The sequence below is a fragment of the Diaphorobacter sp. J5-51 genome (assembly GCF_001023515.1).
Taxonomy (GTDB): Bacteria; Pseudomonadota; Gammaproteobacteria; order Burkholderiales; family Burkholderiaceae_C; genus Diaphorobacter; species Diaphorobacter nitroreducens.
The window spans coordinates 23,260-45,678 of the sequence record NZ_JSYI01000001.1 but is presented as its reverse complement, the minus strand read 5'-3'; the positions used below and the strand labels follow the sequence as shown (position 1 = coordinate 45,678).

Sequence of the window (22,419 nt, the reverse complement as noted above, 5' to 3'; positions counted from 1 at the left end):
GTTTCAAGCCAAAACAGGCTGCAGCGCTTGATGGGCAAGCGCTACCAGCTATCAATAAAAGAGCATCAAGCCTGCTGTGCGATCTGCCGCAGCGCCTGCTCGAACACCTCGACCGGCTGGCCGCCCTGGATCAAATGGCGGTCGTTGATGATCACCGCCGGCACCGAATGGATGCCGTGACCCTGGTAGAAGGCCTCGCGCTCGCGCACCGCCTCGGCATATTCCTGGGACGCCAGCACGGCGCGGGCGCGCGCCTCGTCCAGCCCCAGCTGCGCTACCAGCCGCAGCAGCACGCCGTGGTCGCCAGGGTTCTCGCCCTGCGTGAAATACGCGGTGAACAGCGCATGTTTGAGCGCGCCCTGCTGCTCCGGCGTGCCCTCTTCCTCCAGCCAGTGCAGCAGGCGGTGCGCGTCGAAAGTGTTGTAGATGCGGCCGCGCCGGTCCATGTTGAAGGTAAAGCCCAACTGCGCGCCGCGCGCGGCGATGGCCTCGCGGTTTTGCTGTGATTGCTCCGGCGTGGCGCCGTACTTTTGCTGCAGGTGTTCGCCGATGTCCTGGCCCTCGGGGCCCATCTGCGGGTTCAGCTCGAAGGGCTGAAAGTGCAGATCCAGCGCCACCTCGCCGTCCAGCCGCTTCGCGGCCTGCTCCAGCGCGTGCAGGCCGATGGCGCACCAGGGGCATGACACGTCGGAGACGAAGTCGATCTTAAGGGAGACGGGTTGGGTCATGGCAAGGGCTCCAGCCGGGGCAAAGCGCCCATGGTAGGGGCGGCGCAATGTCCGCGCCGGCCCCGGGTTTGTTACGGCCCGCGCCCCGCCCCTTCGGCCTGCAGCCATGCGCGCAGCTCGGTCTTGAGCACCTTGCCATAGCTGTTCTTGGGCAGTGCGGGCACCCAGCGGTAGGCCTTGGGGCGCTTGAAGCGCGCGATGTGGTCCAGGCACAAAGCGTCAAGTTCCGCGTCAAGTTCCGCGTCGAGCTCCGCATGCAGCGCGGCATCGTCCACGGCACCGCCCTCGCCCGCCACCAGGAAGGCCACCACCACCTCGCCCCAGTCGGCATCGTGCTGGCCCACCACGGCCACCTCGCTCACGCGCGGGTGCAGCAGCAGCACCTCCTCCACCTCGCGCGGGTAGATGTTGGAGCCGCCCGAGATGATCACGTCCTTGCTGCGGTCGCGCAGGGTCAGAAACCCGTGCGCGTCCAGGCTGCCGACATCGCCCGTGTGCAGCCAGCCGCCGCGCAGCGTCTGCGCAGACGCCTCGGGATTGCGCCAGTAGCCGGCCATCACGGTGTCGCCACGCACCACCACTTCGCCCAGTTCGCCCGTGGGCACGGGTCGGTCCTCGTCATCCACCACCCGCACTTGTACGCACGCATGCGCCACGCCGACCGAGGCGATGCGCTCGGCCCGGCGCGGGTGCGCCGTGTCGGCCAGGTGCTCGCGCGCCAGCGCGGTGATGGTCATGGGGCTTTCGCCCTGGCCATAGATCTGCACGAACTTCTGGCCCATGGTGTCGATGGCGCGGCGCAGGTCGTCCACATACATGGGACCGCCGCCGTAGACGATGGTCTTGAAGCCGTCCACATTGGCGCCCGTGCGGCGCACGTGCTCCACCAGCCGATGCACCATGGTGGGCGCCGCAAACAGCGACAGGCGGCCCACGTCCGCGGCCAATTGCACCAGCTCGGCCGGATCGAACCCGCCGGACGCGGGCACCACGTGGCGCGCGCCGCGCAGCATGTGGGCGTAGTTGTACAAGCCCGCGCCATGCGACATGGGCGCGGCATAGACCATGGCGTCGCCGGGCTGCACGTCGTCCACGTCGGTGAAGTAGGCCATGGTCATGGCCAGCAGGTTGCGGTGCGTCTGCATCACCCCCTTGGGCCGCCCGGTGGTGCCCGAGGTGTAGAACAGCGAGGCCACGTCGTCGGGAGCGCGCTCCTGCAGCGCCAGCGGCGCGCCCTGCGCCGCCTGCTCCCAGGCGGATGCCCCCAACACCTGCACCGCCGCGGCGTCGGCGCCCGCAGCCAGCGCCGCATCGTGCAGCGCCGCAGACACGCACACCACGCGCGCGCCGCTGTCGGCAAGCACGTAAGCCAGCTCGCGCGCATGCAGCTTGTAGTTGACGGGCACCGAGATGGCGCCGCACCAGTGGATGGCGTGCAGCGCCTCCAGATACTGCGGACCATTGGCCGAGAAGATGGCCACGCATTCGCCCGGCTGCACGCCGCAATGCGCGCGCAGGTGTGCGGCCAGCGCGGCCACGCGCGCGGCAAGGGTACGGTAGTCGTGCAGCAGGCATGTGCCGGCCAGCAGCGCGGGCCGCTCGCCATGCACCAGCGCGCTGCGCTGCAACAGGTGGGCAATGTTCATGGGGTTGTCGCGTTGTCTCCTGGTGCGACTATAGGCAAGCGCCGGCAGCGCGCACAGTCGCAGAAATACACAAGGGAAATCCCTGGCGGGGGATGAGCACCGACCAAACGATTGCTCCTTTATCAGTAGCACATTGCGCTGGATGGTTAAGCGCTGGGGGCCCTTTTGGCTCACACTACGGGCATGCCACCTGCGCCCTCCGACGACCTGTTTGCCGACGACCCCGCGGAGCCATCCACGCTGGCGCTGGGCATGCAGGCCGTGCTGCTGCGCGGCTTCGCGCTGGCACAGGCACCCCAGTTGCTGGAAGAAGTGCGACAGGTGGTGCGCCAAGCGCCGTGGCGCCACATGCAGACCCCTGGAGGCAAGGCGATGTCGGTAGCCACCACAGGCTGCGGGCCGTTGTCGTGGGTGAGTGACCGGCGCGGTTACCGCTACGCTGCGCTGGACCCGCTGACCGGCAAGCCCTGGCCCGCCCTGCCCGCGGATTTCGCGCAGCTGGCACATGCCGCAGCGCAGGAGGCCGGCTTTGCCGCTTTCGTGCCCGACGCCTGCCTGATCAACCGCTACGCCCCCGGCACGCGCCTGTCGCTGCACCAAGACCGCGACGAGCAGGACCTGGCAGCGCCCATCGTGTCCATCTCGCTGGGTCTGCCCGCCACCTTCTTGTGGGGTGGCGCCACACGTGGCGAGCGCGCCTTGCGCGTGCCGCTGCGCCATGGCGACACGGTGGTCTGGGGCGGGGTGGACCGGCTGCGCTTTCACGGCGTGCTGCCGGTGGCGCCGGGCCAGCACCCGGCAACGGGCGAATGCCGCATCAACCTCACGCTGCGCAAGGCCACCTGATGCTACATGTTTGATAGCTGCTTGCGCTTACTGGGCGGATCTTGTAGCCATTCTTAACGATAATTTCGCAGAACGGCACATTGTCTTACACCGGCGTAAGACGTTCCCCGCACAATGCCCCTTTGCCCTGCGGCAGAGCCCGCTTCCCAAGGACCTTACTTGCGCATCCTCTACGTCGAAGACAACTGCGAACTGCGAGACACCATCGGCCTGCTGATGGAGGGAGAAGGCCGCACCGTCGTCACCTGCGCCACGGCCGAGGAGGCCTTGCAGCGCGATGCGGCCCTGCCGCACGACGTGGTGGTTTCCGACGTGAGCCTGCCAGGCATGAGCGGGCTGGATCTGTGCCGCCACCTGCTGGCAAGCAACCCCCAGCGCTGGGTGGTGCTGTGCTCGGGCTATCCGCTGGAGCACGGGGTGGGCACGCTGGGCACGCATGTGCGGTCCCTGCTCAAGCCGTTCGAGCTGGAAGAGCTGGAGGAGTTGCTGGACGTGATCGCCAGCCACCTGCAAAGCGCCAGCCCCGCCTGAGGCGGCACCTGCCGGGCCGCTGAAGGCCCGGCATCCCCCCGCCCCCGTCCTGTCAAGTCGCCACCGCGCGCCGCGGCAGCGTCACCGTGAAGCAGGTGCGCCCCGCCTGCGAGGCGGCGTCGATCGTCCCGCCATGGGCCTGCACGATCTGGTGCACGATAAACAACCCCAGCCCCAACCCCTGGTGTTGACCGGCCCGGTTGCGCCGGCCCGTAAATGGCGCGAACAGCCGGGGCAGCAGTTCGGTGTCAATCCCGCCGCCATTGCTCACGCGCAGCACCACGATATCGGCGGCGGCGCCGTCCAGTGACAACTCCACCGGCTGGTCGGGCGTGCCGTGGTGCATGGCGTTGCCCAGCAGGTTCGCCAGCATCTGGCCCAGGCGCTCTTCGTCCCACTCGCCGCGCAGATCCCCTTGCTGCTCAAGCCGCAGGTGGCGCTCGGGGTGGCCGGCACGGACTTCCTGCACCACGCGCTGCGCCTGCGGCCCCAGGTCCATGGGTGCAGGCTCGATGGCCAGCCCGCCATGCTGGCGGGCGCGCGTCACATCCAACAGGTCCTCGATCATGCGGCCCATGCGCCGCCCGGCCTGCTGCACGTTGCACGCCAGAGCCTGCACCTTGGCGGGCTCGGGAGCGCGCTGCAGCGCACTGGCCACGGCCATGATGGCGCTGAGCGGGCTGCGCAGATCGTGGCTGAGCACGGCCATGAACATCTCGTTGATGTACAACGCCTCGGTGCGCTCCTGCAGCTCGCGTGCCAGCGCATGCCGCTGGCGCTGCAGGTCGAAGAACACCCGGGCCTTGTTGACCAGCATGTGGGGGTCGACGGGTTTGTAGAGGAAGTCCACCGCACCTTTTTCGTAGCCGCGGAACTGCCAGCCCTGGTCCCGCGAGCCGGCGGTGATGAAGATGAGCGGAATGTGCCGCGTGCGCTCGCTGCCGCGGATCAACTCCGCCAGTTCGAAACCGTTCATCTCGGGCATTTGCACGTCCAGCAGCGCCAGCGCCACGTCGTTGTGGGCCAGCAGCAGTTCCAGTGCCTGGGCGCCGGAGCCGGCCATGAGGATCTCGACGTCCCCATCCTTCAAGAGCGCCTGCAATGCGACGAGGTTTTCAGGAACGTCATCCACGATGAGGCATTTCACGCACGCGCCGGTCCGATGACTCGCGGGCTGTGCAGCCGGTGGGGCAAAAATCACGAAAGTCCCTCCTTATGCAAGGTGGTCAACAGCGCGGCGATGCGTGCCGGGGGAAGCACCTGATCGGGTTGGATCAGGGCCAGCGCCGCCTGCGGCATGGCCATGGACGAAGCGCTGTCGGGCGACTGCACCACCGTGGCGCCGCCAGCGGCCTGCACTGCGCGCAAGCCACGCGCTCCGTCACTGTTCGCGCCCGACAGGAGCACGGCCATGAGCCGCGGCCCGTATTCATCAGCGGCGGATTCGAACAACACGTCGATCGACGGGCGCGAGAAATTCAGCGGTGCATCCACGGACAGGGACAGCCTCGGCCCCGAATCCACCAGCAAATGATAGTCAGGCGGCGCGAAATACACCGTGCCCGGCTCCACGGGTTCCTTGTCCTGGGCCTCGCGCACCGGCAGGGCGCAGCGCTGGCGGAAGATGTTGCACAGCAGGCTGGGCCGCTCGCGCGGCAGGTGCAGCACTACCAGCAGGGCCGCATGGAAACCCGCAGGCAGCGCGGGCAGCACCGCGCCCAGCGCTTCGATGCTGCCGGCCGACCCGCCAATGGCGATGGCGTCCAGGCGCGCGCGTGGCGAAGCCACCTGCCTCATGCGTCACCTCTCTTCTGAAAGATGCGCTCGGGCGCCACGAAGTCCTCGAATGCCGGCGCGTGCGAGGAAAAGCGCAGGGATTCCTTGGCCCCCAGGCCCAGGAATCCACGCCGGCACAGCGCCTCGCGGAACAGGCCCAGGGCGCGGTCCTGCAGCGTACGGTCGAAGTAGATCAGCACGTTGCGGCAGGAGATGAGGTGCACCTCGGCAAATACACTGTCGGTCGCCAGACTGTGGTCGGAGAAAACGATATGCCGGCGCAGGCTCTTGTCGAACACCACGCGGCCATAAGCGGCGCTGTAGTGGTCGGACAGCGAGGAACGCCCGCCCGAGCGCGCATGGTTTTCGGTGAAGCCGGGCACGCGCTCAATGTCGTATACGCCCGCCTCGGCACGCTGCAGTGCCGTGCTGTTGATGTCGGTGGCGTAAATCAACGAGCGTTCCAACAACCCCTCTTCACGCAGCAGGATGGCGAGCGAATACGCCTCCTCTCCCGTGCTGCAGCCCGCGACCCAGATCTTGAGCGAGGGGTAGGTACGCAACAGCGGCACCACCTTTTCGCGCAGCGCGCGAAAGTACTCCGGGTCGCGGAACACATCGCTGACCTGCACGGTAAGGTAGTCCAGCAGCGCGGGAAACACCCCGCGCTCGTGCAGCAGCCGATGCTGCAGTTGGGACAGCGTCTCGCAATCGAACCGCGTGAGCGCGGCCTGGAGCCGGCGCTTGAGCGACGACTGCGCATACCCGCGGAAGTCGTAGTGGTAGCGCAGGTAAATGGCCTCGATCAGCAGCTGCTGCTCGATCTCTGCGGTCTTGCGTTGGTACGGCAAGTGTTGGCTCCGATATCGTGGGTCCTCGCGCTGGCGCACGCTCACTTGGGCATCCACACCCTCATCAGCGACAGGAGTTTCTCCACGTCCAGCGGCTTGGCGATGTAATCGTTGGCGCCGGCGGCCAGGCATTTCTCCTGATCGTCCTTCATGGCCTTGGCGGTCAGGGCGATGATGGGCAGACGGCGCCACTCGGGGCGCCGGCGGATTTCCGCCATGGCGGTAAAGCCGTCCATCTCGGGCATCATGATGTCCATCAGCACCAGGTCCACGGTGCTCTCGCCGGCGGCGTTGGCACGTTCCAGCGCCTCCAGGGCCTCGCGTCCGTTGCGCGCGATCTCCACGCGCGCCCCCGTGGGCTCCAGCACGCTGGACAGCGCGAACACGTTGCGCACGTCGTCCTCCACCACCAGGATGGTGCGCCCTTCGAAAGTGGACTCACGGTCGCGCGCCAGCTGCAGCATGCGGCGCCGGTCGTCCGGCAAGGTGGACTCCACCTGGTGCAGGAACAGCGTGACTTCGTCCAGCAGGCGCTCGGGCGAGCGTGCGTCCTTGATGATGATGGACTTGGAGAAGCGGCGCAGCTGCTGTTCCTCGTCGCGCGACAAGTTGCGCCCGGTATAGACGATGACGGGCGGAAAGGACACCTCTTCCTGCTCGGCCATCTGCTGCAGCAGCTCGTACCCGCTCAGGTCGGGCAGGTGCAGGTCCATCACCATGCAATCGAACGTGCTGCCCTTGAGCAGGTCCAATGCCTGCCGCGCGGTGGCGGCGCCCACGATCTCCACGCCGTCGGTTGCCAGCAGGTGGCGCACGCTCTCGCGCTGGCGCGCGTCGTCCTCCACCACCAGCACGCGGCGCATGCTCTGGGTGAATTTGGCCTGCATGTGGAGCAGCGCCTGCTCCAGCTCCTCACGCTTGACGGGCTTGAGCGCATAGCCGATGGCGCCGCGCTCCATGGCCTCCTGCATGTAGTCGGCCACCGAGACCACGTGCACGGGAATATGGCGCGTGGCGGGGTTGCGCTTGAGCTGGTCCAACACGCCCAGGCCGGAGAAATCCGGCAGGTTCATGTCCAGCACCACCGCGCTGGGGCCGTACTCCAGCGCCGCCGCCAGACCGTCGCTGCCCGTCGAGGCAATGACGCACTGAAAACCCATCTCATGCGCGAGGTCGCAAAGGATGCGCGCAAACCGCGGGTCGTCCTCGATGACCAGGATGGTGTAACGCCCCTGTTCCAACTGCTCCCGGTCATCCGGCAGGACGTGCACGGGAGCAAATGGTTTCCCCACCGGGGCCTCTGGCTGGCTCGCACGCGGTGGTTCGGCCGCGCGTGTGGCAAGCGCCGGCGCCACTGGCATCTTTGCCCGGCGCTCGCCCGGCTCGCCGGCAAGGGGCGCCGTGACGGGCAGGGTCAGCGTGAAGACGCTGCCTTCGCCCGGCGCACTCTGGACCGCGATGCTGCCGCCGAGCAACTGCGCCAGATCCCGGGAGATCGACAGGCCCAAGCCAGTGCCGCCGTATTTGCGATGGGTACTGCCATCGGCCTGGTGGAAGGCATCGAAGATGCGCTCTTGCTGGTCGGGCGCGATGCCGATGCCCGTATCCCGCACAGCAAAGCACAGCGTGTCGTTGTCTCCTGCGAAGACGCGCAGGGTCACTTCGCCGCGCGCGGTGAACTTGAGCGCATTGGAAAGCAGGTTTTTGAGAATCTGCGCCAGGCGCTGCGCGTCGGAGGTTATGAATGCCGGCACTCCCGGCTCCACCACCGCGTTGAATTGCAGGCCTTTGTCCTGCGCCTGGGCCCGCAGCGGCTCCATCACGCCCGCCACCACTTTGGCCACCGTCACCGGGCCAATCTCGACAGAGGTCTGCCCCGCCTCGATCTTTGCCAGATCGAGGATGTCGTTGATGAGGTTCAGCAGATCGGTGCCAGCGTTGTGGATGGTCTGCGCGTAGCGGACCTGTTCCGCCGTCAGGTTCTGCTGCTTGTTGTCGGCCAGCAGCTTGGCCAGGATCAGGCTGGAATTCAGCGGTGTGCGCAATTCATGGCTCATGTTGGCCAAAAACTCGCTCTTGTACTGACTGGCCTGCGCCAAATCGCGCGCCTTGGCCTCCAGGGCGTCCTGTGCAGTCAGCAGGCGCTGCTTCTGGTACTGCAGCTGCTCGGTCTGCGCTTCCAGTTGGGCGTTGCTGTGCTCCAACTCCGCCTGCTGCGCCTGCATCAGGTTTTGGGACTCCTGCAGCATGCGGCTTTGCTGCTCCAGTTCCTCATTGTTGACGCGCAGCTCTTCCTGCTGTGCCTGCAACTCCTCCGCCTGGCGCTGCGTCTCGTCCAGCAGACTCTCCAGGCGCGAGCGATCCAATGCGCCCCGAACGGCCTGGGCCAACTGCTCCCCGGCGCGCACAAGGAAGTCAACCTCGTGCGGAGCAACCGCGCGGAACCACCCCATTTCGACGACCGCGAGCGCTACGCCATTGAGCACGATGGGCATCATCACCAATTCGGCGGGCGCGGCCTGGCCCGTGCCGGAGGTCACTGGCAGATACCCGCTGGGCACGTGGCGCACATGCTGAAGAGTGCGGCTCTGCAACGCCTGGCCCAGCAGGCCCTCTCCCGCCCGCACGGCCCCAGGGCCGGTGTCGGGCGCCAGCGCATAGCCGCCCATGCGCTCGAAGATGCCGTGGCCTTGCGTCACGTAGATGGCCCCTACCCTGGCATCCAACTCCGTCGCCAGATAGCCGATGACAGCACCCGCCATGTCATGGATGCGCTGCTCACCTTGCAGCCGCGTGCCCAGCCCTACAAGGTTGCCTTTGATCCAGTTCTCGACCTCGCGGCTGCGGTACTCCGCCATGGTCATCACCGCAGACGCACAGGTCAGCAGCAACAGCACGGCGGCACTGCCCCACATCAGGTAGGCCGAGATGGCAAACGCTCCTTCCCACACCTCCCGCTGGGCCTGCAGTTGCTGCTGTTCGGTGTTGAGCATCTCGCGCACCAGCGTGCGGGTGGTTTCCATGGTGGCCTGGCCGTCGCCGCGCATGGCCTCCAGGGCCTCTTCGCGCCGGCCCTCGCGCTGTAGCGCAACGATGTGCGCAAGTTCGGTCATGCGCTTCGTGGCCAACCCCTGCAATTGGTCGAAGCGCTGCTGCTCCAAGAGACTCCCGCGCGTCATCCCGCGCAGCTTTTCCAGGGCCACCGGCACGGCGGCCTGGGCTACGGTGAACAAGCCCAGCGTCTGCTCCTGCCCCGACAGCAGGTAGCCCCGCTTGGCGGATTCAGCGTCCTTCAAATGCGACCAGACCATCTGGATCTGCGTGATCCGTTCGACCGTCGCGTTGAGATTGTCCACGGCTTTCGCGCGCTCGTCGTTGGACCGGTAGGTGAGCACGGCGATCAACAGGGCGGCAAATGCCGCCAAAGCAAATCCCACCATCAGGCGGACGGGCATGCCCCCTCGGATGGCCGCACGGGGCCGAGCATCGGAACTGGAGACAGTCATGTGTGACGTGGAGTAAACATTGCCGCGCGATGACAGGAGCAACGGGTCCCTTGCTCCTGTAGGGCAACGTCTTCACCGCAGCGTATCCCTCTAGCGATCTTATGTCGCACCTGCCAGCAGGGCCAATCCACCACTGGTCAGCAAGGGTTAGGTAATCGTCCTAAACTCCCATCCTTTCCCGCGTTACGCGCGCCCGGGGAAGCAGATCCCCGCAGCGGCAAGCGCCGGCTTCCTACCCCTTCCCTCGGTGATCCGCCGCACTGTGCGTTCTGCAGCGCGCATACGGCCCTTCATTTCACTGCCGCAGGCGGCAACGCGCCAGCGCAGCAAAAGACGGGCAATACCTCGTCTATCGCGCCGGACGGCCGGCGCGTTCCGCAGCCTGTGCCCTCACAGGCCCCCAGGCAAGGGCATGCCCATGCTGGCTCTTGCCGTCGATCTCAAAGGAGTTCCGTGTCCAATAAAGAGCAGTTGATTGAAATGCAAGGCAAGGTAGACGAAGTGCTGCCGGATTCCCGTTTTCGCGTAGTTCTCGAGAACGGACACACCCTCATCGCCTATTCGGGCGGAAAGATGCGCAAGCACCGCATTCGAGTGCTTGCGGGCGACACCGTGTCGCTGGAGATGTCCCCCTACGACCTCACCAAGGGCCGTATCACCTTCCGTCACCTGGAGCCGCGTGCCGGCGGCGCGCCGCGCCGCGCCTCGCCCCATCGCCGCTAGGCCCAGGCCGATTCGGCCAGCGTGGCGATGTCGATGACGAAGCGGTATTGCACGTCGCCCTTCAACATGCGTTCATAGGCGGTATTGATCTCATCGGCGCGGATCAACTCGATATCCGCCACGATGCCATGCTCCGCGCAGAAATCGAGCATCTCCTGGGTCTCGGGAATGCCGCCGATCAAGGAGCCAGCCAGCGTGCGCCGCTTCATGATGAGGTTGAACACATTGGGCGACGGATGGGGCGACGCCGGCGCACCCACCAGCGTCATCGCACCGTCGCGCCGCAGCAGGCGCAGGAAGGCATCCAGGTCGTGCGGCGCCGCCACCGTGTTGAGGATGAAGTCGAGACTGTTGGCATGCGCGGCCATCTCCTGCGGATGACGGGAAACCACCACTTCGTGCGCACCTAACGAGAGCGCCGCAGCGCGCTTGGATTCAGAGGTGGTGAATGCCACCACATGCGCCCCCATTGCGTGCGCCAGCTTGATGCCCATGTGGCCCAGCCCGCCGATGCCGACCACACCCACGCGATGCCCCGGACCCACCTTCCAATGGCGCAATGGCGAGTAGGTGGTAATGCCCGCGCACAGCAGCGGAGCAACCGCGGCCAACTGCCCTTGCGGATGGCGCACCCGCAGCACATAGCGCTCATGTACGACGATCTGTTGCGAGTATCCGCCCAGCATGTGGCCGGGTGCATCCTCGGTCGGGCCGTTGTAGGTGCCGACCATGTGGCCGCAATAGTTCTCCAGCCCTTCGTCGCAATCCTGGCAATGCCGGCAGCTGTCGACAATGCAGCCCACGCCGACCAGGTCGCCCGCCTGGAACGCCGACACCTGGGCGCCCACGGCCACCACGCGCCCGACGATTTCATGCCCCGGCACGCACGGATACAGCGTGCCCGCCCATTCCGAACGCACCTGGTGCAGGTCGGAATGGCACACACCGCAATAGGCAATGCCAATCTGCACGTCGTGCGCGCCCGGCGCGCGCCGTGCGATCTCCAGGGGCTGCAATGGACGGTCGCTCGCGTGGGCGCCGTAAGCTTTGACGGTCATGGGGTTCTCCTGTGAATGGCTCACGCCCCTGTTGTACAGGCTCGGTCCGATGCGTTTCGGAACAGAATCTTATCGGCACTTCCGGCCTGAGGCAGGGCGTTGCTGGAGTAGAACCGCGTCAACGGCCCCTCAGCCTGGCCATGCCCCCGACCAAGGAGTTGACATGAAGGACACGATGACACCCCCACACCGTGCGGTGGTGAAACGGCTGCTTGCCCACCTCCGCACCGGCCCGGTGGCGTGAAACCGTGACGTCTATGCCAGCCTACTCGGGTTCGGCATCCCGCAGCGCTCGCGCCCAAATAGGTCGCCGCTGGACATGCCATGCGTCGTCGTTTGGGCCCGCTGACGATGCAACAAGCCACCACCCAGGCGCTGAAGGCGCCGTTGCCAGGAGCAGACATGAAAACAGCACAACGTGACGTCCTTGTCGAGGCGCTGAAAAAGCGGTTCGAGAGCCACATGCACCGGCACCCCACCGTCGTCTGGGCCGATGTCCATGAACGCTTGAATGCCAACAAACTGAAGGCGCTGCAGGACATGGAGGCAACGGGCGGCGAGCCCGACGTCGTCGGCAGTGCCGCCGCGGACGGAACCTACCTTTTCTGCGATTGCACGGCGGAGAGCCCGAGCGGGCGCAGGAGCCTGTGCTACGACGCACAGGCCCTGCATGCCCGCAAGCTGCACAAGCCGCAGAACAGCGCCATCGAAGCGGCCGCGGCCATGGGCGTCACCCTGCTGACAGAGGCGCAGTACCGCGCACTACAGGAGGTAGAGGATTTCGACCAGAAGACTTCGAGTTGGATTTGGACCCCTGCATCAGGCCCTCCGGAGCATTTCGCCCTTCAGAAGCTCGACGAAGGCGCGCGCCGCAGGTGCAATGGCTGTGCCGGGCGGATACACGGCATAGACGCCTCCTTTGGGCAATGTCCATTCCGGGAGCAGCCGAACCAACGCTCCACTGCGGATGTCACTCTCCAAGTGAAGCAAACTGCCAACCGAAACGCCTGCGCCATTGAGCAGCAAGGCGCGCAAGGCAACAGCGGAATCGGTGCGCAGCTTGGGCGCCATGCGCACCGTGATGTCCTTTGTCCCGTTGGTGAATGACCATGTGAGGGGCGCCGGCAGCAAGGTCAGCGCGATCCACCGGTGATGCGCCAGGTCCTCGGGAGCCTCCGGACGCGGACAGCGGGCCAGATACTCGGGTGACGCCAGGACCGCCTGCCCAAATTCCCCAAGTTTCGCAACCCGCGCGCTTGAATTGCGCAACCACCCCACACGGATGCTCACGTCGATGCCCTCGCCAACGAGGTCTTGCACCTTGTCACTGACCACAAGTTCCAAACTGACCTCGGGATGGCGGACAGCGAACTCCGCCACCACCGGCGACATGACCTGAACGGCATATTCAACAGGCGCACTGACACGCAAGCGGCCACGCAGACCCGATCCACGCGATCCGGCGTGTTGCAGCACCTGCTCAAGCCCCTGCATGAGAGGCGCGCTTTCTTCGAACAACCGTTGCCCGGCATCGGTGAGCGTAACCGTGCGCGTCGTACGGTGGAACAGGGCCGCGCCCAGCACGTTCTCCAGACGGCGAATCTGAAGACTCACCTGCGGACGCGCAATGTGCAGACGTTCGGCGGCAGCCGTGAAGCTGCGCGCATCGGCGACGGCCAGGAAAGCGCGCAACAGGTTGAGATCGCCCACGGGGGATGGCATGATTGGTTCGAATTAGATACCAGTATTGTCCTTTTTGTCCTCTTTTTCTGACGATGCGGCAAGAGGATCATTGACCCCGCACCCCGAATCCGCGGGTCAAAGAAAGGAACATTCCATGCGTATCGCACTGATCGGCGCCACTGGCTTTATCGGCTCCGCCATCCGCCAAGAGGCGCTCTCGCGCGGTCATCACGTGACCGCCATCGTGTCCAACCCCGCAAGACTCCCCGCCGCGCAGGGCCTTGAGGTTCAGGGCGCAGATGCCCTGGACTCTCAGCAATTGCGCGCGGTTCTCCGTGGGCACGACGTGGTGATCAGCGCATTCAGTGGCCATGCCAACTCCGACGTATATGGCTATTACCTCAAAGGAATGCACTCCATCATCGATGCAGCGCGTGCCACGGGCGTCCGCCTGCTGGTCGTCGGCGGGGCGGGCAGTCTGGAGGTCGAGCCCGGCGTGCAATTGCTCGACACACCGTCGTTCCCTGAACAATGGAAAGCGACGGCCGAGGGTGCCCGAGCAGCCCTGAAACTGCTGCGCGAAACACCCGATGTGGATTGGACGGTGCTGAGCCCCCCGCCCATGATCCACCCGGGAACCCGCACCGGACAGTACCGGACCGCGAACGATGCCGTGATCATGTGCGATAGCGGGCCCAGCGACATCTCGCTGGAGGACTATGCGGTCGCCATGGTGGATGAAGCAGAGTCCGCGAAACACCGCGGCCGGCGCTTCACTGTGGCGCACTGAGAACGAACCAAAAGCCCCGTGCCGGTTCGCGCCCGACCCGGGGCGATCCTCTGCCCCGACTTTCGCTGCACCAATGAACCACCGATGCCGGCGATAGGCATCGTTGGAATACCGCAACCGGGCGGCGGCAACCGCGCCGCCGGCGTGCTTGGCCTTACTCCACCGTGACGCTCTTGGCCAGGTTACGGGGCTTGTCCACATCCGTTCCGCGCGCGCAGGCCGTGTGGTAGGCCAGCAGTTGCAGCGGCACCACGTGCAGCAGCGGCGACAGGGCGCCGTAGTGCTCTGGCATGCGGATGACGTGCAGACCTTCGCTGCTGTCGATATGGGTATCGGCATCGGCCAACACGTAGAGCACGCCGCCACGGGCGCGCACTTCTTCCATGTTGCTCTTGAGTTTCTCCAGCAGCGCGTCGTTGGGCGCCACGGTCACCACCGGCATGCTGCTGGTGACGAGAGCTAGCGGGCCGTGCTTGAGTTCACCCGCGGGGTACGCCTCGGCGTGGATGTAGCTGATCTCCTTGAGCTTGAGGGCACCCTCCAGTGCAATGGGATAGTGCAGTCCGCGGCCCAGGAACAGGGCGTTCTCCTTCTTCGCGAAGTCCTCGGACCAGCTGATGATCTGCGGCTCCAGCGCCAGCACGGCCTGCAGTGCGGCGGGCAGGTGGCGCATGGCTTTCAGGTAGTTGCCCTCGGCCTCCTCGGTCAGGCGCCCGCGCGACTGCGCCAGCGCCAGGGTCAACAGGAACAGTCCCGCCAGCTGCGCGGTGAAGGCTTTGGTCGACGCCACGCCAATCTCCACGCCGGCGCGGGTGACGTAGGCCAGCTCGCACTCGCGCACCATGGCGCTGGTGGCCACGTTGCAGATGGTGAGCGTGTGGCGCATGCCCAGGCTCTGCGCATGGCGCAGTGCGGCCAGGGTGTCGGCGGTTTCGCCGGATTGGCTGATGGTCACCACCAGCGTGCGCGGGTTGGGCACGCTGGTGCGGTAGCGGTATTCGCTGGCCACTTCCACCTGGGTGGGAATGCCCGCGATGCCCTCCAGCCAGTACTTGGCGGTGCAGCCGCTGTAGTAGCTGGTCCCGCAGGCGAGGATGAGCACGGAGTCGATCTCCTTGAACACACGCCAGGCTGCCGCGCCCTGCTGCCCGGGCTGGCCCACGCCGTCGAACAGCTCGGGCACGATGCCCTGCAGGCCGTGCAACGTGTCGGCAATGGCGCGCGGCTGCTCGAAGATTTCCTTTTGCATGTAGTGGCGATAGGGCCCCAGCTCCACCGCACCACTGTGTGCGTGCACGGTGCGCACGGGGCGGCTGCCGGCGTCCAGCGGCTGGCCATCGGCCGTGGTGATCCAGTAACGGCCCAATTGCAGGTCCACCAGGTCGCCCTCTTCCAGGTACACGATCTGGTCGGTCACACCAGCCAGGGCCATGGCATCGCTGGCCAGGAAGTGCTCACCCTCACCGACACCCAGCACCAGGGGCGAGCCCGCGCGCGCACCCACCACGCGGTGCGGCTCGTCCTTGTGGATCACGGCGATGGCGAATGCGCCGTGCAGCCGCGCAGTCGCGGCGCGCACGGCCTGGAACAGGTCGCCGTCGTACAGGCTGTCCACCAGATGCGCGATGACTTCGGTATCGGTCTGGCTGGAGAACACGTAGCCGCGCGCCTGCAACTCGGCGCGCAACTCCTCGTGGTTCTCGATGATGCCGTTGTGCACCAGCGCGACGCGGCCGGGGCGCTCTGCCTGCGCCGGCGCGGCACCGGGTCCGTGGCTGAAGTGGGGATGGGCGTTGTGCACGGCGGGGGCGCCGTGCGTGGCCCAGCGGGTGTGGGCGATGCCGGTGGCGCCTTGGAGGTGTTCATGGTTCACCTGCGCCAGCAATTCGGCCACGCGGGCAGTGCTGCGCGCACGGTGCAGGCCACCCGCGGGCATTTCGCCCAGGCTCGCCTCGTGCACGGCGACGCCGCAGGAGTCATAGCCGCGGTACTCCAGCCGCTGCAGGCCCTGCACCAGGATGGGAACGATATTGCGGGTGGATACCGCGCCGACGATGCCGCACATAAATACTGCTCCGATGAAAGAATGGGCGAGATGCTAGGCGGCCTATCCAGAAATTTTTGATCTTATTTTCATGGCATATGAACAAAAATTTCTTCCGCCATAATCTAAGAAATATTTATTCATAAAACACACTTTTATGGAATCTGATTCCTCGCTGGATGCCGTGGATTTGCAATTGCTGGACCTACTGCAGCGCGACGCCTCCCTCAGCAACCAAGCTCTGGCGGAACAGGTGCATGTCTCCCCACCCACCTGCCTGCGCCGCGTGCGGCGGCTGCACACCCTGGGCCTGATCGAGCGGCAGGTGGCGCTGTTGCAGCCCGACCGCCTGGCCGCGCTGCAGGGCCACGGGCTGGCTGCGATCGTCGAGGTTGCACTGGACCGCCAGGGTGCCGAGCACCTGGACGCGTTCGAGGCCCGCGCCGTCGCCGAAGACGAGGTCCAGCAATGCTGGCGTGTCTCGCCGGGGCCGGACTTCGTGCTCATCGTGCACACGCGCGACATGCCGGGCTACCTGGCCCTGTCGCAGCGGCTGTTCACGCAGGACGCCAATGTGCGCAACGTGAAGTCGTTCTTCTCGGTCCACCGTGCAAAGTTTGAAACAAAAGTACCTCTAGCGCTTATCTAGCAAGCGTCAACAGCTATTGAATTTATAGCAATCCTGCACGACCTCTTGACCTTCCGGGACAGCGACTCCACTCTGTGAACCTCAAGGCCGCGCCCACTGCGGGCCGGCCATGCATGGAGGGACGCATGGAGTTCAAGGACTACTACCAGATCCTCGGCGTGGCACGCGACGCCACTGCCGCCGACATCAAGAAGGCCTACCGCAAGCTCGCGCGCCGGTACCACCCCGACGTGAGCAAGGAGGCCGATGCCGCGGCCCGCATGGCCGAGGTGAATGAGGCCAATACCGTGTTGTCGGACCCGGAGAAGCGCGCCGCCTACGACGCGCTGGGCCGCGAGGCACCGCACCGCGCGGGGCAGGACTTCCGCCCGCCGCCGAACTGGGACGCAGGGTTCGAGTTCACCGGCACGCCCGGCGCCGAGGGCATGGACGCGGCGCAGTTCAGCGACTTTTTCGAGCAGCTCTTCGGCCGCGCCGCCCGCGCCCAGCGCAGCCGGCACGCGGGCCCGTCGGCCCATGATGGAAGCGGCAGAACCTCACCGCAGCGCGGGCGCGACCACCACGCCAGCATCGAGCTGGACCTGCGCGATGCCTACCTGGGCGCCGAGCGCACGCTGACGCTGCGCGGTGCGCGGCTGGACGACAGCGGCCACCTGGTCAATGAAGAACGCCAGTTGCAGGTGAACATCCCCAAGGGGGTGCGGGAGGGCCAACTCATCCGCCTGGGCGGCCAGGGCGGCCCGGGCCTGGGCGGCGCGCCCGCGGGCGACCTGTTCCTGGAGGTGCATTTCAAGCCCGACGCACGCTGGCGCGCCGAAGACCGCGACGTGTACCAGTCCGTCACCCTCGCGCCCTGGGAGGCCGAACTGGGCGGCCCCGTCGAGGTGCAGACACCCGGCGGCGCCACCGTGGAAGTGACCGTGCCGCCGCGCTGGAAACCCGGCCGCAAGCTGCGCCTGAAGGAGCGCGGCATTCCCGCCGCCACGCCCGGCGACCTGTACCTGGAACTGCACGTGGCCCTGCCCCCCGCCACCAACGAGGCCCAGCAGCAGGCCTACCGCGCGTTCGCGCAGGCCTTCCCGCAATTCCAGCCCCGCAAGCCCTCTACGCAAGGAGCCTGAGCATGCCCACGCCCCCATTTGTTGATCATGCCCTGGCCGAGCTGCTGGACGAGCAGCCCCGCCTCACGCTGGAAGACCTGGCACGCACCTGCTGCATGGGCCCCGACTGGGTCGTGGAGCGCCTGGAGGCCGGCTTGCTGCAAGGCGAGCAGGCCGGCGGGCACTGGCGATTCAGCAGCGCGAGCGTGGTGCGCGCGCGCGGCTGGCACGCCTGGAATCCACTTTTGACGCCGACCCCGAGCTGGCCGCACTGACGGCAGACCTGATCGAGGAAGTGACCGCGCTGCGCCAGCGCCTGCGCGAGCTGCAGACGCGCCTGGGCCTGCCTGCGGCGATGCCTTGAGCGCGGCGGCGGGAAGTGCGGCAAGCGCAGGCCGCTACCGCGCCGCAGCCGGCCACTCCAGCGCCACCGTGCAGCCCGCACCGGGCGCCGCGGTGGCCTGGATGCGGGCGCCATGGCGCTGCGCGATCGCCTGGCACAGCGCGAGACCCGCGCCCACGCCCTCGAATTCGGCTTCGCGGTGCATGCGCTGGAACACGCCAAAGAGCTGCTGCGCGCGCGTGCCATCAAAGCCCACGCCGTTGTCCCGCACGGTGATGTGCACACCGCCCTGCGCCGCAGGTTCGGCCTGCACCTGCACGCGGGGCTGCGCCACGCCGCGCGAGAACTTCACCGCATTGCCCAGCAGTTGCACCAGCAACTGGGCCAGCAGCTCGGCATCGGCCTGCACGACGGGCAGATCCGGCGCAATGTTCCATGCCGCGCCTTCGGCCGCCGCACCCAAAGCCTGCCGAGCGTCCTGCACAGCCACGGTCAGCGCAACGGCCCGGGGCCGCAGCGCAGCGCTGCGCGCGCGGGCGATGGCCTGCAGCCCGTCGATCATCTGCGCCATGCGGCGCGCGGACTGCTCCATCGTGGCCAGGAAACCCAGCGCCTCGTCCACCTGCGGCGGCTGCTCCTGCAGTACCTCGCGCACCAGCGCGCCATAGGAGGTGACGTGGCGCAGCGGCGCGCGCAGGTCGTGCGACACACCCCGTAGAAAGTCCTCCTGCGCCGCCGCCATATCGCTGATCTGCTGGCGCGCCTGGGCCAGTTCGCTGCGCAGTTGCGCCAGCGTGTCCGCCGGTGGAATGCCCTCGCCGGTCATGGCCTCAACCCTTGGCCTGTTTGGCGGGGCGCTTCCAGTTCGCGATGCTCACCTGCCGGCCACGCGCCACGCTCAACACACCCGGTGGCGTGTCCTTGGTGATGGTGGAGCCGCCACCCACCGTGCCGCCCGCCCCAATGGTCACGGGCGCCACCAGCACGCAGTTGCTGCCGATGTGCACGTCGGCCTCGATCACCGTGCGGTGCTTGTTGGCACCGTCGTAATTGGCGGTGATGCTGCCGGCGCCGTAGTTCACGCGCTCGCCCACGCTGGCGTCGCCCAGGTAGGCCAGGTGGTTGGCCTTGGCGCCGTCGGCCAGCGTGCTGTTCTTCACCTCCACGAAGTTGCCAATGTGCACCTCGCGCCCCAGTTGCGCGCCGGGGCGCAGGCGCGCGAAGGGACCAATCAGTGCGCCTTCGCCCACATGGGCGCCGGCCTTCTCGCCATCGATGTGGGTAAAGGGGTGGACCACAGCGCCCGCGGCGATGGTGGCGTTGCTGATGTGGCAATAGGCGCCGATGCGCGCACCCTCGCCCAGTTCCACGCGGCCGGTGAAGATGCAGCCCACGTCGATCTCCACATCCTGCGCACAGAGGATTTCGCCGCGCGCGCCGCTGCGCGCATCGTCGCGCAGGTCAAAGCGCGCGGGGTCGGCCAGGCGAACGCCCTGCTCCATGAGTGCCGCGGCCTGGGCGCGCTGGTGCGCGCGCTCCAGCTCGGCCAGTTGCGCGGGGCTGTTCACGCCCGCCACCTGCAGCGCATCGCCAATGCAGTGGGCCGCCACGGGCACGCCGTCCGCCACGGCCATGGACACGATGTCGGTCAGGTAGTACTCGCCCTGCGCGTTGTCGTTGGTCAGACGCGCCAGCCAGCCCGCCAGGCGCTGCGCGGGCACGGCCATGATGCCGCTGTAGACCTCGTCGATGGCGCGCTCGGCATCGTTCGCATCCTTGTGCTCCACGATGCGCTGCACCGTTCCGCCCTCGCCGCGCACGATGCGGCCGTACCCTGTGGGATCGGGCAGGCGCACGGTGAGCAGCGCAAGGCGCTCGCCCGCCCCGGCCTCGACCAGCGCGCGCAGCGTCGCGGCCTGGGTCAACGGCACGTCGCCCGACAACACCACCACCGTGCCATCGCCCGCCAGCGCGGGCGTGGCCTGCTGCACCGCGTGGCCCGTGCCCAGCTGCGGCTCCTGGCGCACGAACTTCAAGTCAAAAGTGCCCTCATGGCCCGCCAATCCTGCGCAAGCAGCTTCTACTTCTGTAGCGCCATGGCCCGTTACCACCACCACGCGGCGCGCCTGCAGGCTGGCGGCCTGGCCCAGCACATGGTGCAGCAGGGGCCGGCCGGCCAGGCGCTGCAAGACCTTGGGAATGCGGCTTTTCATGCGCGTGCCCTTGCCCGCGGCCATGATGATGATGTCCAGTGCTGTCATGAAGGTGTGGAGAGTGGAAGGTCGTCGTGTCCTGCCAGCCCAGGCCGGCAGCCCGCCGCCATTATCCCGCCGCCCATGCGCTGCCCCTCTGCGGCGCGGCTGCACCACCGCCCCTGATTGCTCCTAAAAAAATAGCTGCTAACGCCTGTCATTCGGGCGCTAGCAGCCAGTTTGATGCGATAGCCGGACGGTCAGGCGCGGCAGACATCGCCCCGGGGGGCGGCGTGCTGCGGTGACGATGCGCGCACCGCGGCGGCGCTGCGCCACTGGAACTGCAGCGGCTCGCGGCCCATCGGCTCGACCACGGCGTGCTGGCCGGAGGCCACGCACACGCTCTGGCCCGCGTGCAGCATGAGGTCCCCCGAATCCTCGCGCCAGCCATGGGGGCCGTCGCTCAAGGTCACCCAGGCCAGGCCGCTGACCACGCGCAGTTGCATCGGCGCGCGGGGGTGCAGGCTGCGCGCCGCGCCCTGGGGAATGGTGCACAGTTCCGGTCCGGCAACGCCGGCGGGAACGCTGGAGGCTTGCGAATGCAGAACTTGCGAGGTGGTCACGGTCATCTCCTGGTAAACCCTTTGAAGTGACGTCAGTGTGCGACTGCGACCCGGGCACCGTCCAATGAAAACGGAAGGCCTCATCGATTACGGAACGGCATCAATCACGGTATCACCCCATGCCCCGGGGGACGGCAACCGCCAGCGGTGCTCCCGCTGCCTGAGCAGCCCGCTGCGCGATCGATGAAAAAGCGCTAGCATTTTGATTCCCAATGGTCATCAATCTGCCATGAACTCCCCCCTCTTGCCCGCCAGCGCTCCTCCCATCGCGCATCTGCGCACCCGGCCCGTGGCCGTAGGCCATTGGCGCGCATTTCTGGCCGTGGCGCGGCATTTGAACTTCCGCGCCGCGGCCGAGGAACTGGCCCTGACCCAGTCGGCGGTGAGCCGCCAGATCCAGGCGCTGGAGGACGAAGTGGGCGTGCCCCTGTTTCTGCGCCACACACGCGCCGTGGAGCTCACCAGCGCCGGCGGCCAGCTGCAGCGCGCCGTGGCGCCCGCGCTGGAGCGCATGGACGCGGCCGTGCGCCTGGTGCGCCAGACGGCGGGGCGCAAGAGCGTGGCCATCACCACCTGGGCCAGCTTTGCGTCCATGTGGCTGATCCCGCGCATGGAGGAATTCCAGCGCGACAACCCCGACATCGACATCCGCATCGACGCAACCGACACCATCGTGGACCTGGAGACGGCCGACGTGGACCTGGCCCTGCGCTCCAGCGTGCCCGGCACGCAGGCTGCGGGCGCGCAGCGGCTGTTTGGCGAGCAACTGGCGGTGGTGGCCAGCCCCTGGCTCCTCAACAGCATGCCGCCCATCCGCACGCCGGCCGACGTGGCGCAGTTCACGCTCATCGAGGCAGGCGACGCGCACCGCATGCCCTATTTCGAGTGGATCACCTGGCGGCGCTGGTTCGAACTGCACGGCCTGGGGCGGCTGCAGCCCAAGCGCTGGCTGTACTTCAACTACGCGCAGCAGATCGTGCAGGCCGCGCTGGCCGGCCAGGGCCTGGCGCTGGCGCGCATGCCGCTGATCGCGGAAAGCCTCGCCTCGGGCGACCTGCAGGAGGTGCTGCCGGGCCACCGGCTGGACTCTCCGCTGGTGTACTGGCTGGTCGTCGGCCCGCGCAGCGGCCAGCGCCCCGAAATCCAGGCGTTCAGCGCCTGGCTGCTGCTGCAGGCCGAAGCCACGCGCCAAGCCGTCGGCGAAGTGCCGGACACGGACCTGGTCGACGACATCTCCTGAGCCACGGCACGATTGCTCCGCTATTTATAGCGCTTAGCGCTCAATGGGCGGGCGCAACGGGCTTTTGGGGCACAGAAATGCGTGGCATAC

Annotated in this window: 19 protein-coding genes and 2 pseudogenes; 9 read left to right on the top strand and 12 right to left on the bottom strand. The window is 67.0% G+C overall.

Annotation, left to right across the window (positions count from 1 at the left end; genetic code table 11):
* Nucleotides 1-65: 65 nt before the first annotated feature.
* A complete protein-coding gene (locus OX89_RS00230; protein WP_047349114.1) occupies nt 66-728 on the bottom strand; it encodes a DsbA family oxidoreductase in 663 nt (220 codons plus the stop codon).
* Nucleotides 729-799: 71 nt separating this feature from the next.
* Nucleotides 800-2,374, bottom strand: a complete 1,575-nt coding sequence (locus OX89_RS00225; protein ID WP_047349113.1) for an AMP-binding protein — start codon at nt 2,372-2,374, stop codon at nt 800-802.
* Nucleotides 2,375-2,557: 183 nt separating this feature from the next.
* Here OX89_RS00225 and alkB point away from each other — a divergent pair, with 183 nt between their 5' ends.
* Both alkB and OX89_RS00215 read left to right on the top strand, forming a co-directional pair.
* A complete protein-coding gene (gene alkB, locus OX89_RS00220) occupies nt 2,558-3,220 on the top strand; it encodes a DNA oxidative demethylase AlkB (RefSeq protein ID WP_047349112.1) in 663 nt (220 codons plus the stop codon).
* A gap of 159 nt (nt 3,221-3,379) precedes the next feature.
* Nucleotides 3,380-3,751: a response regulator gene (locus OX89_RS00215; protein WP_047349111.1), complete on the top strand. Its 372-nt coding sequence runs from the start codon at nt 3,380-3,382 to the stop codon at nt 3,749-3,751.
* A 52-nt stretch (nt 3,752-3,803) separates the two neighbouring features.
* On the opposite strand, the gene OX89_RS00210 is transcribed toward OX89_RS00215, so the two are convergent.
* The 4 genes from OX89_RS00210 to OX89_RS00195 are packed head-to-tail and all read right to left on the bottom strand — an operon-like array spanning nt 3,804 to nt 9,833.
* Nucleotides 3,804-4,952: a hybrid sensor histidine kinase/response regulator gene (locus OX89_RS00210; RefSeq protein WP_047349110.1), complete on the bottom strand. Its 1,149-nt coding sequence runs from the start codon at nt 4,950-4,952 to the stop codon at nt 3,804-3,806.
* A complete protein-coding gene (locus tag OX89_RS00205; protein ID WP_047349109.1) occupies nt 4,949-5,548 on the bottom strand; it encodes a chemotaxis protein CheB in 600 nt (199 codons plus the stop codon). The genes OX89_RS00210 and OX89_RS00205 overlap by 4 nt, the downstream gene beginning before the upstream one ends.
* Nucleotides 5,545-6,378, bottom strand: coding sequence for a protein-glutamate O-methyltransferase CheR (locus OX89_RS00200; protein ID WP_047349108.1), 834 nt, complete (start codon nt 6,376-6,378; stop codon nt 5,545-5,547). Before OX89_RS00200 ends, OX89_RS00205 begins: the two co-directional genes overlap by 4 nt.
* 41 nt (nt 6,379-6,419) lie before the next feature.
* Nucleotides 6,420-9,833, bottom strand: coding sequence for a response regulator (locus tag OX89_RS00195; RefSeq protein ID WP_047349107.1), 3,414 nt, complete (start codon nt 9,831-9,833; stop codon nt 6,420-6,422).
* Nucleotides 9,834-10,337: 504 nt separating this feature from the next.
* Here OX89_RS00195 and infA point away from each other — a divergent pair.
* Nucleotides 10,338-10,607 carry a translation initiation factor IF-1 gene (infA, locus tag OX89_RS00190; RefSeq protein WP_084001957.1) on the top strand — a complete coding sequence of 90 codons (270 nt, stop codon included), beginning with the start codon at nt 10,338-10,340 and terminating at the stop codon, nt 10,605-10,607.
* On the opposite strand, the gene OX89_RS00185 is transcribed toward infA, so the two are convergent.
* Entirely contained in the window at nt 10,604-11,665 is a 1,062-nt protein-coding gene (locus OX89_RS00185; RefSeq protein WP_047349105.1) for an NAD(P)-dependent alcohol dehydrogenase, read from the bottom strand. The two genes, infA and OX89_RS00185, sit on opposite strands and share 4 nt — an antisense overlap.
* Before the next feature lie 324 nt (nt 11,666-11,989).
* On the opposite strand from OX89_RS00185, the pseudogene OX89_RS18885 reads away from it, so the two are divergent.
* Nucleotides 11,990-12,472: pseudogene (locus tag OX89_RS18885) on the top strand (DUF4256 domain-containing protein); the annotation flags it as partial.
* Between the two features lie 12 nt (nt 12,473-12,484).
* Here the strand turns inward: OX89_RS18885 and OX89_RS00175 are convergent.
* Nucleotides 12,485-13,387: a LysR family transcriptional regulator gene (locus OX89_RS00175; protein WP_012655633.1), complete on the bottom strand. Its 903-nt coding sequence runs from the start codon at nt 13,385-13,387 to the stop codon at nt 12,485-12,487.
* A 115-nt stretch (nt 13,388-13,502) separates the two neighbouring features.
* Between OX89_RS00175 and OX89_RS00170 the strand changes: the two genes are divergently transcribed.
* On the top strand, nt 13,503-14,138 hold the full coding sequence (locus tag OX89_RS00170; RefSeq protein WP_047349103.1) for an NAD(P)-dependent oxidoreductase: 636 nt from the start codon (nt 13,503-13,505) through the stop codon (nt 14,136-14,138).
* 154 nt (nt 14,139-14,292) lie between these two features.
* Here OX89_RS00170 and glmS read toward each other — a convergent pair whose 3' ends face one another.
* Nucleotides 14,293-16,203 (bottom strand): glutamine--fructose-6-phosphate transaminase (isomerizing), encoded by a 1,911-nt coding sequence (gene glmS / locus OX89_RS00165; RefSeq protein ID WP_012655631.1) that lies wholly within the window; start codon nt 16,201-16,203, stop codon nt 14,293-14,295.
* A gap of 136 nt (nt 16,204-16,339) precedes the next feature.
* Between glmS and OX89_RS00160 the strand changes: the two genes are divergently transcribed.
* The 3 genes and pseudogenes from OX89_RS00160 (at nt 16,340) to OX89_RS00150 (ending at nt 18,295) form a co-directional block, all read left to right on the top strand.
* Entirely contained in the window at nt 16,340-16,831 is a 492-nt protein-coding gene (locus OX89_RS00160) for an Lrp/AsnC family transcriptional regulator (RefSeq protein ID WP_047349102.1), read from the top strand.
* Between the two features lie 125 nt (nt 16,832-16,956).
* A complete protein-coding gene (locus tag OX89_RS00155) occupies nt 16,957-17,952 on the top strand; it encodes a DnaJ C-terminal domain-containing protein (RefSeq protein WP_047349101.1) in 996 nt (331 codons plus the stop codon).
* A gap of 2 nt (nt 17,953-17,954) precedes the next feature.
* Nucleotides 17,955-18,295: pseudogene (locus OX89_RS00150) on the top strand (chaperone modulator CbpM).
* A gap of 34 nt (nt 18,296-18,329) precedes the next feature.
* Here OX89_RS00150 and OX89_RS00145 read toward each other — a convergent pair.
* From OX89_RS00145 to OX89_RS00135, 3 genes are all read right to left on the bottom strand, one after another.
* Nucleotides 18,330-19,100 (bottom strand): ATP-binding protein, encoded by a 771-nt coding sequence (locus tag OX89_RS00145; protein WP_047349100.1) that lies wholly within the window; start codon nt 19,098-19,100, stop codon nt 18,330-18,332.
* 4 nt (nt 19,101-19,104) lie between these two features.
* Entirely contained in the window at nt 19,105-20,535 is a 1,431-nt protein-coding gene (gene glmU / locus OX89_RS00140) for a bifunctional UDP-N-acetylglucosamine diphosphorylase/glucosamine-1-phosphate N-acetyltransferase GlmU (RefSeq protein ID WP_047349099.1), read from the bottom strand.
* Nucleotides 20,536-20,726: 191 nt separating this feature from the next.
* The gene (locus tag OX89_RS00135; protein WP_234305463.1) at nt 20,727-21,095 is read right to left on the bottom strand and encodes a DUF2917 domain-containing protein; all 369 of its coding nucleotides are present in this window, start codon (nt 21,093-21,095) and stop codon (nt 20,727-20,729) included.
* 223 nt (nt 21,096-21,318) lie between these two features.
* On the opposite strand from OX89_RS00135, the gene OX89_RS00130 reads away from it, so the two are divergent.
* On the top strand, nt 21,319-22,329 hold the full coding sequence (locus OX89_RS00130; protein ID WP_047349098.1) for a LysR substrate-binding domain-containing protein: 1,011 nt from the start codon (nt 21,319-21,321) through the stop codon (nt 22,327-22,329).
* The last annotated feature ends 90 nt before the right edge of the window (nt 22,330-22,419 follow it).

Coding starts and splice junctions, on each gene's coding strand:
- OX89_RS00230 (WP_047349114.1), bottom strand. CDS start 728: ATGACCCAACCCGTCTCCCTTAAGATCGACTTCGTCTCCGACGTGTCA.
- OX89_RS00225 (WP_047349113.1), bottom strand. CDS start 2,374: ATGAACATTGCCCACCTGTTGCAGCGCAGCGCGCTGGTGCATGGCGAG.
- alkB (WP_047349112.1), top strand. CDS start 2,558: ATGCCACCTGCGCCCTCCGACGACCTGTTTGCCGACGACCCCGCGGAG.
- OX89_RS00205 (WP_047349109.1), bottom strand. CDS start 5,548: ATGAGGCAGGTGGCTTCGCCACGCGCGCGCCTGGACGCCATCGCCATT.
- OX89_RS00195 (WP_047349107.1), bottom strand. CDS start 9,833: ATGCCCGTCCGCCTGATGGTGGGATTTGCTTTGGCGGCATTTGCCGCC.
- OX89_RS00185 (WP_047349105.1), bottom strand. CDS start 11,665: ATGACCGTCAAAGCTTACGGCGCCCACGCGAGCGACCGTCCATTGCAG.
- OX89_RS00175 (WP_012655633.1), bottom strand. CDS start 13,387: ATGCCATCCCCCGTGGGCGATCTCAACCTGTTGCGCGCTTTCCTGGCC.
- OX89_RS00170 (WP_047349103.1), top strand. CDS start 13,503: ATGCGTATCGCACTGATCGGCGCCACTGGCTTTATCGGCTCCGCCATC.
- glmS (WP_012655631.1), bottom strand. CDS start 16,203: ATGTGCGGCATCGTCGGCGCGGTATCCACCCGCAATATCGTTCCCATC.
- OX89_RS00160 (WP_047349102.1), top strand. CDS start 16,340: ATGGAATCTGATTCCTCGCTGGATGCCGTGGATTTGCAATTGCTGGAC.
- OX89_RS00155 (WP_047349101.1), top strand. CDS start 16,957: ATGGAGTTCAAGGACTACTACCAGATCCTCGGCGTGGCACGCGACGCC.
- OX89_RS00145 (WP_047349100.1), bottom strand. CDS start 19,100: ATGACCGGCGAGGGCATTCCACCGGCGGACACGCTGGCGCAACTGCGC.
- glmU (WP_047349099.1), bottom strand. CDS start 20,535: ATGACAGCACTGGACATCATCATCATGGCCGCGGGCAAGGGCACGCGC.
- OX89_RS00135 (WP_234305463.1), bottom strand. CDS start 21,095: ATGACCGTGACCACCTCGCAAGTTCTGCATTCGCAAGCCTCCAGCGTT.
- OX89_RS00130 (WP_047349098.1), top strand. CDS start 21,319: ATGAACTCCCCCCTCTTGCCCGCCAGCGCTCCTCCCATCGCGCATCTG.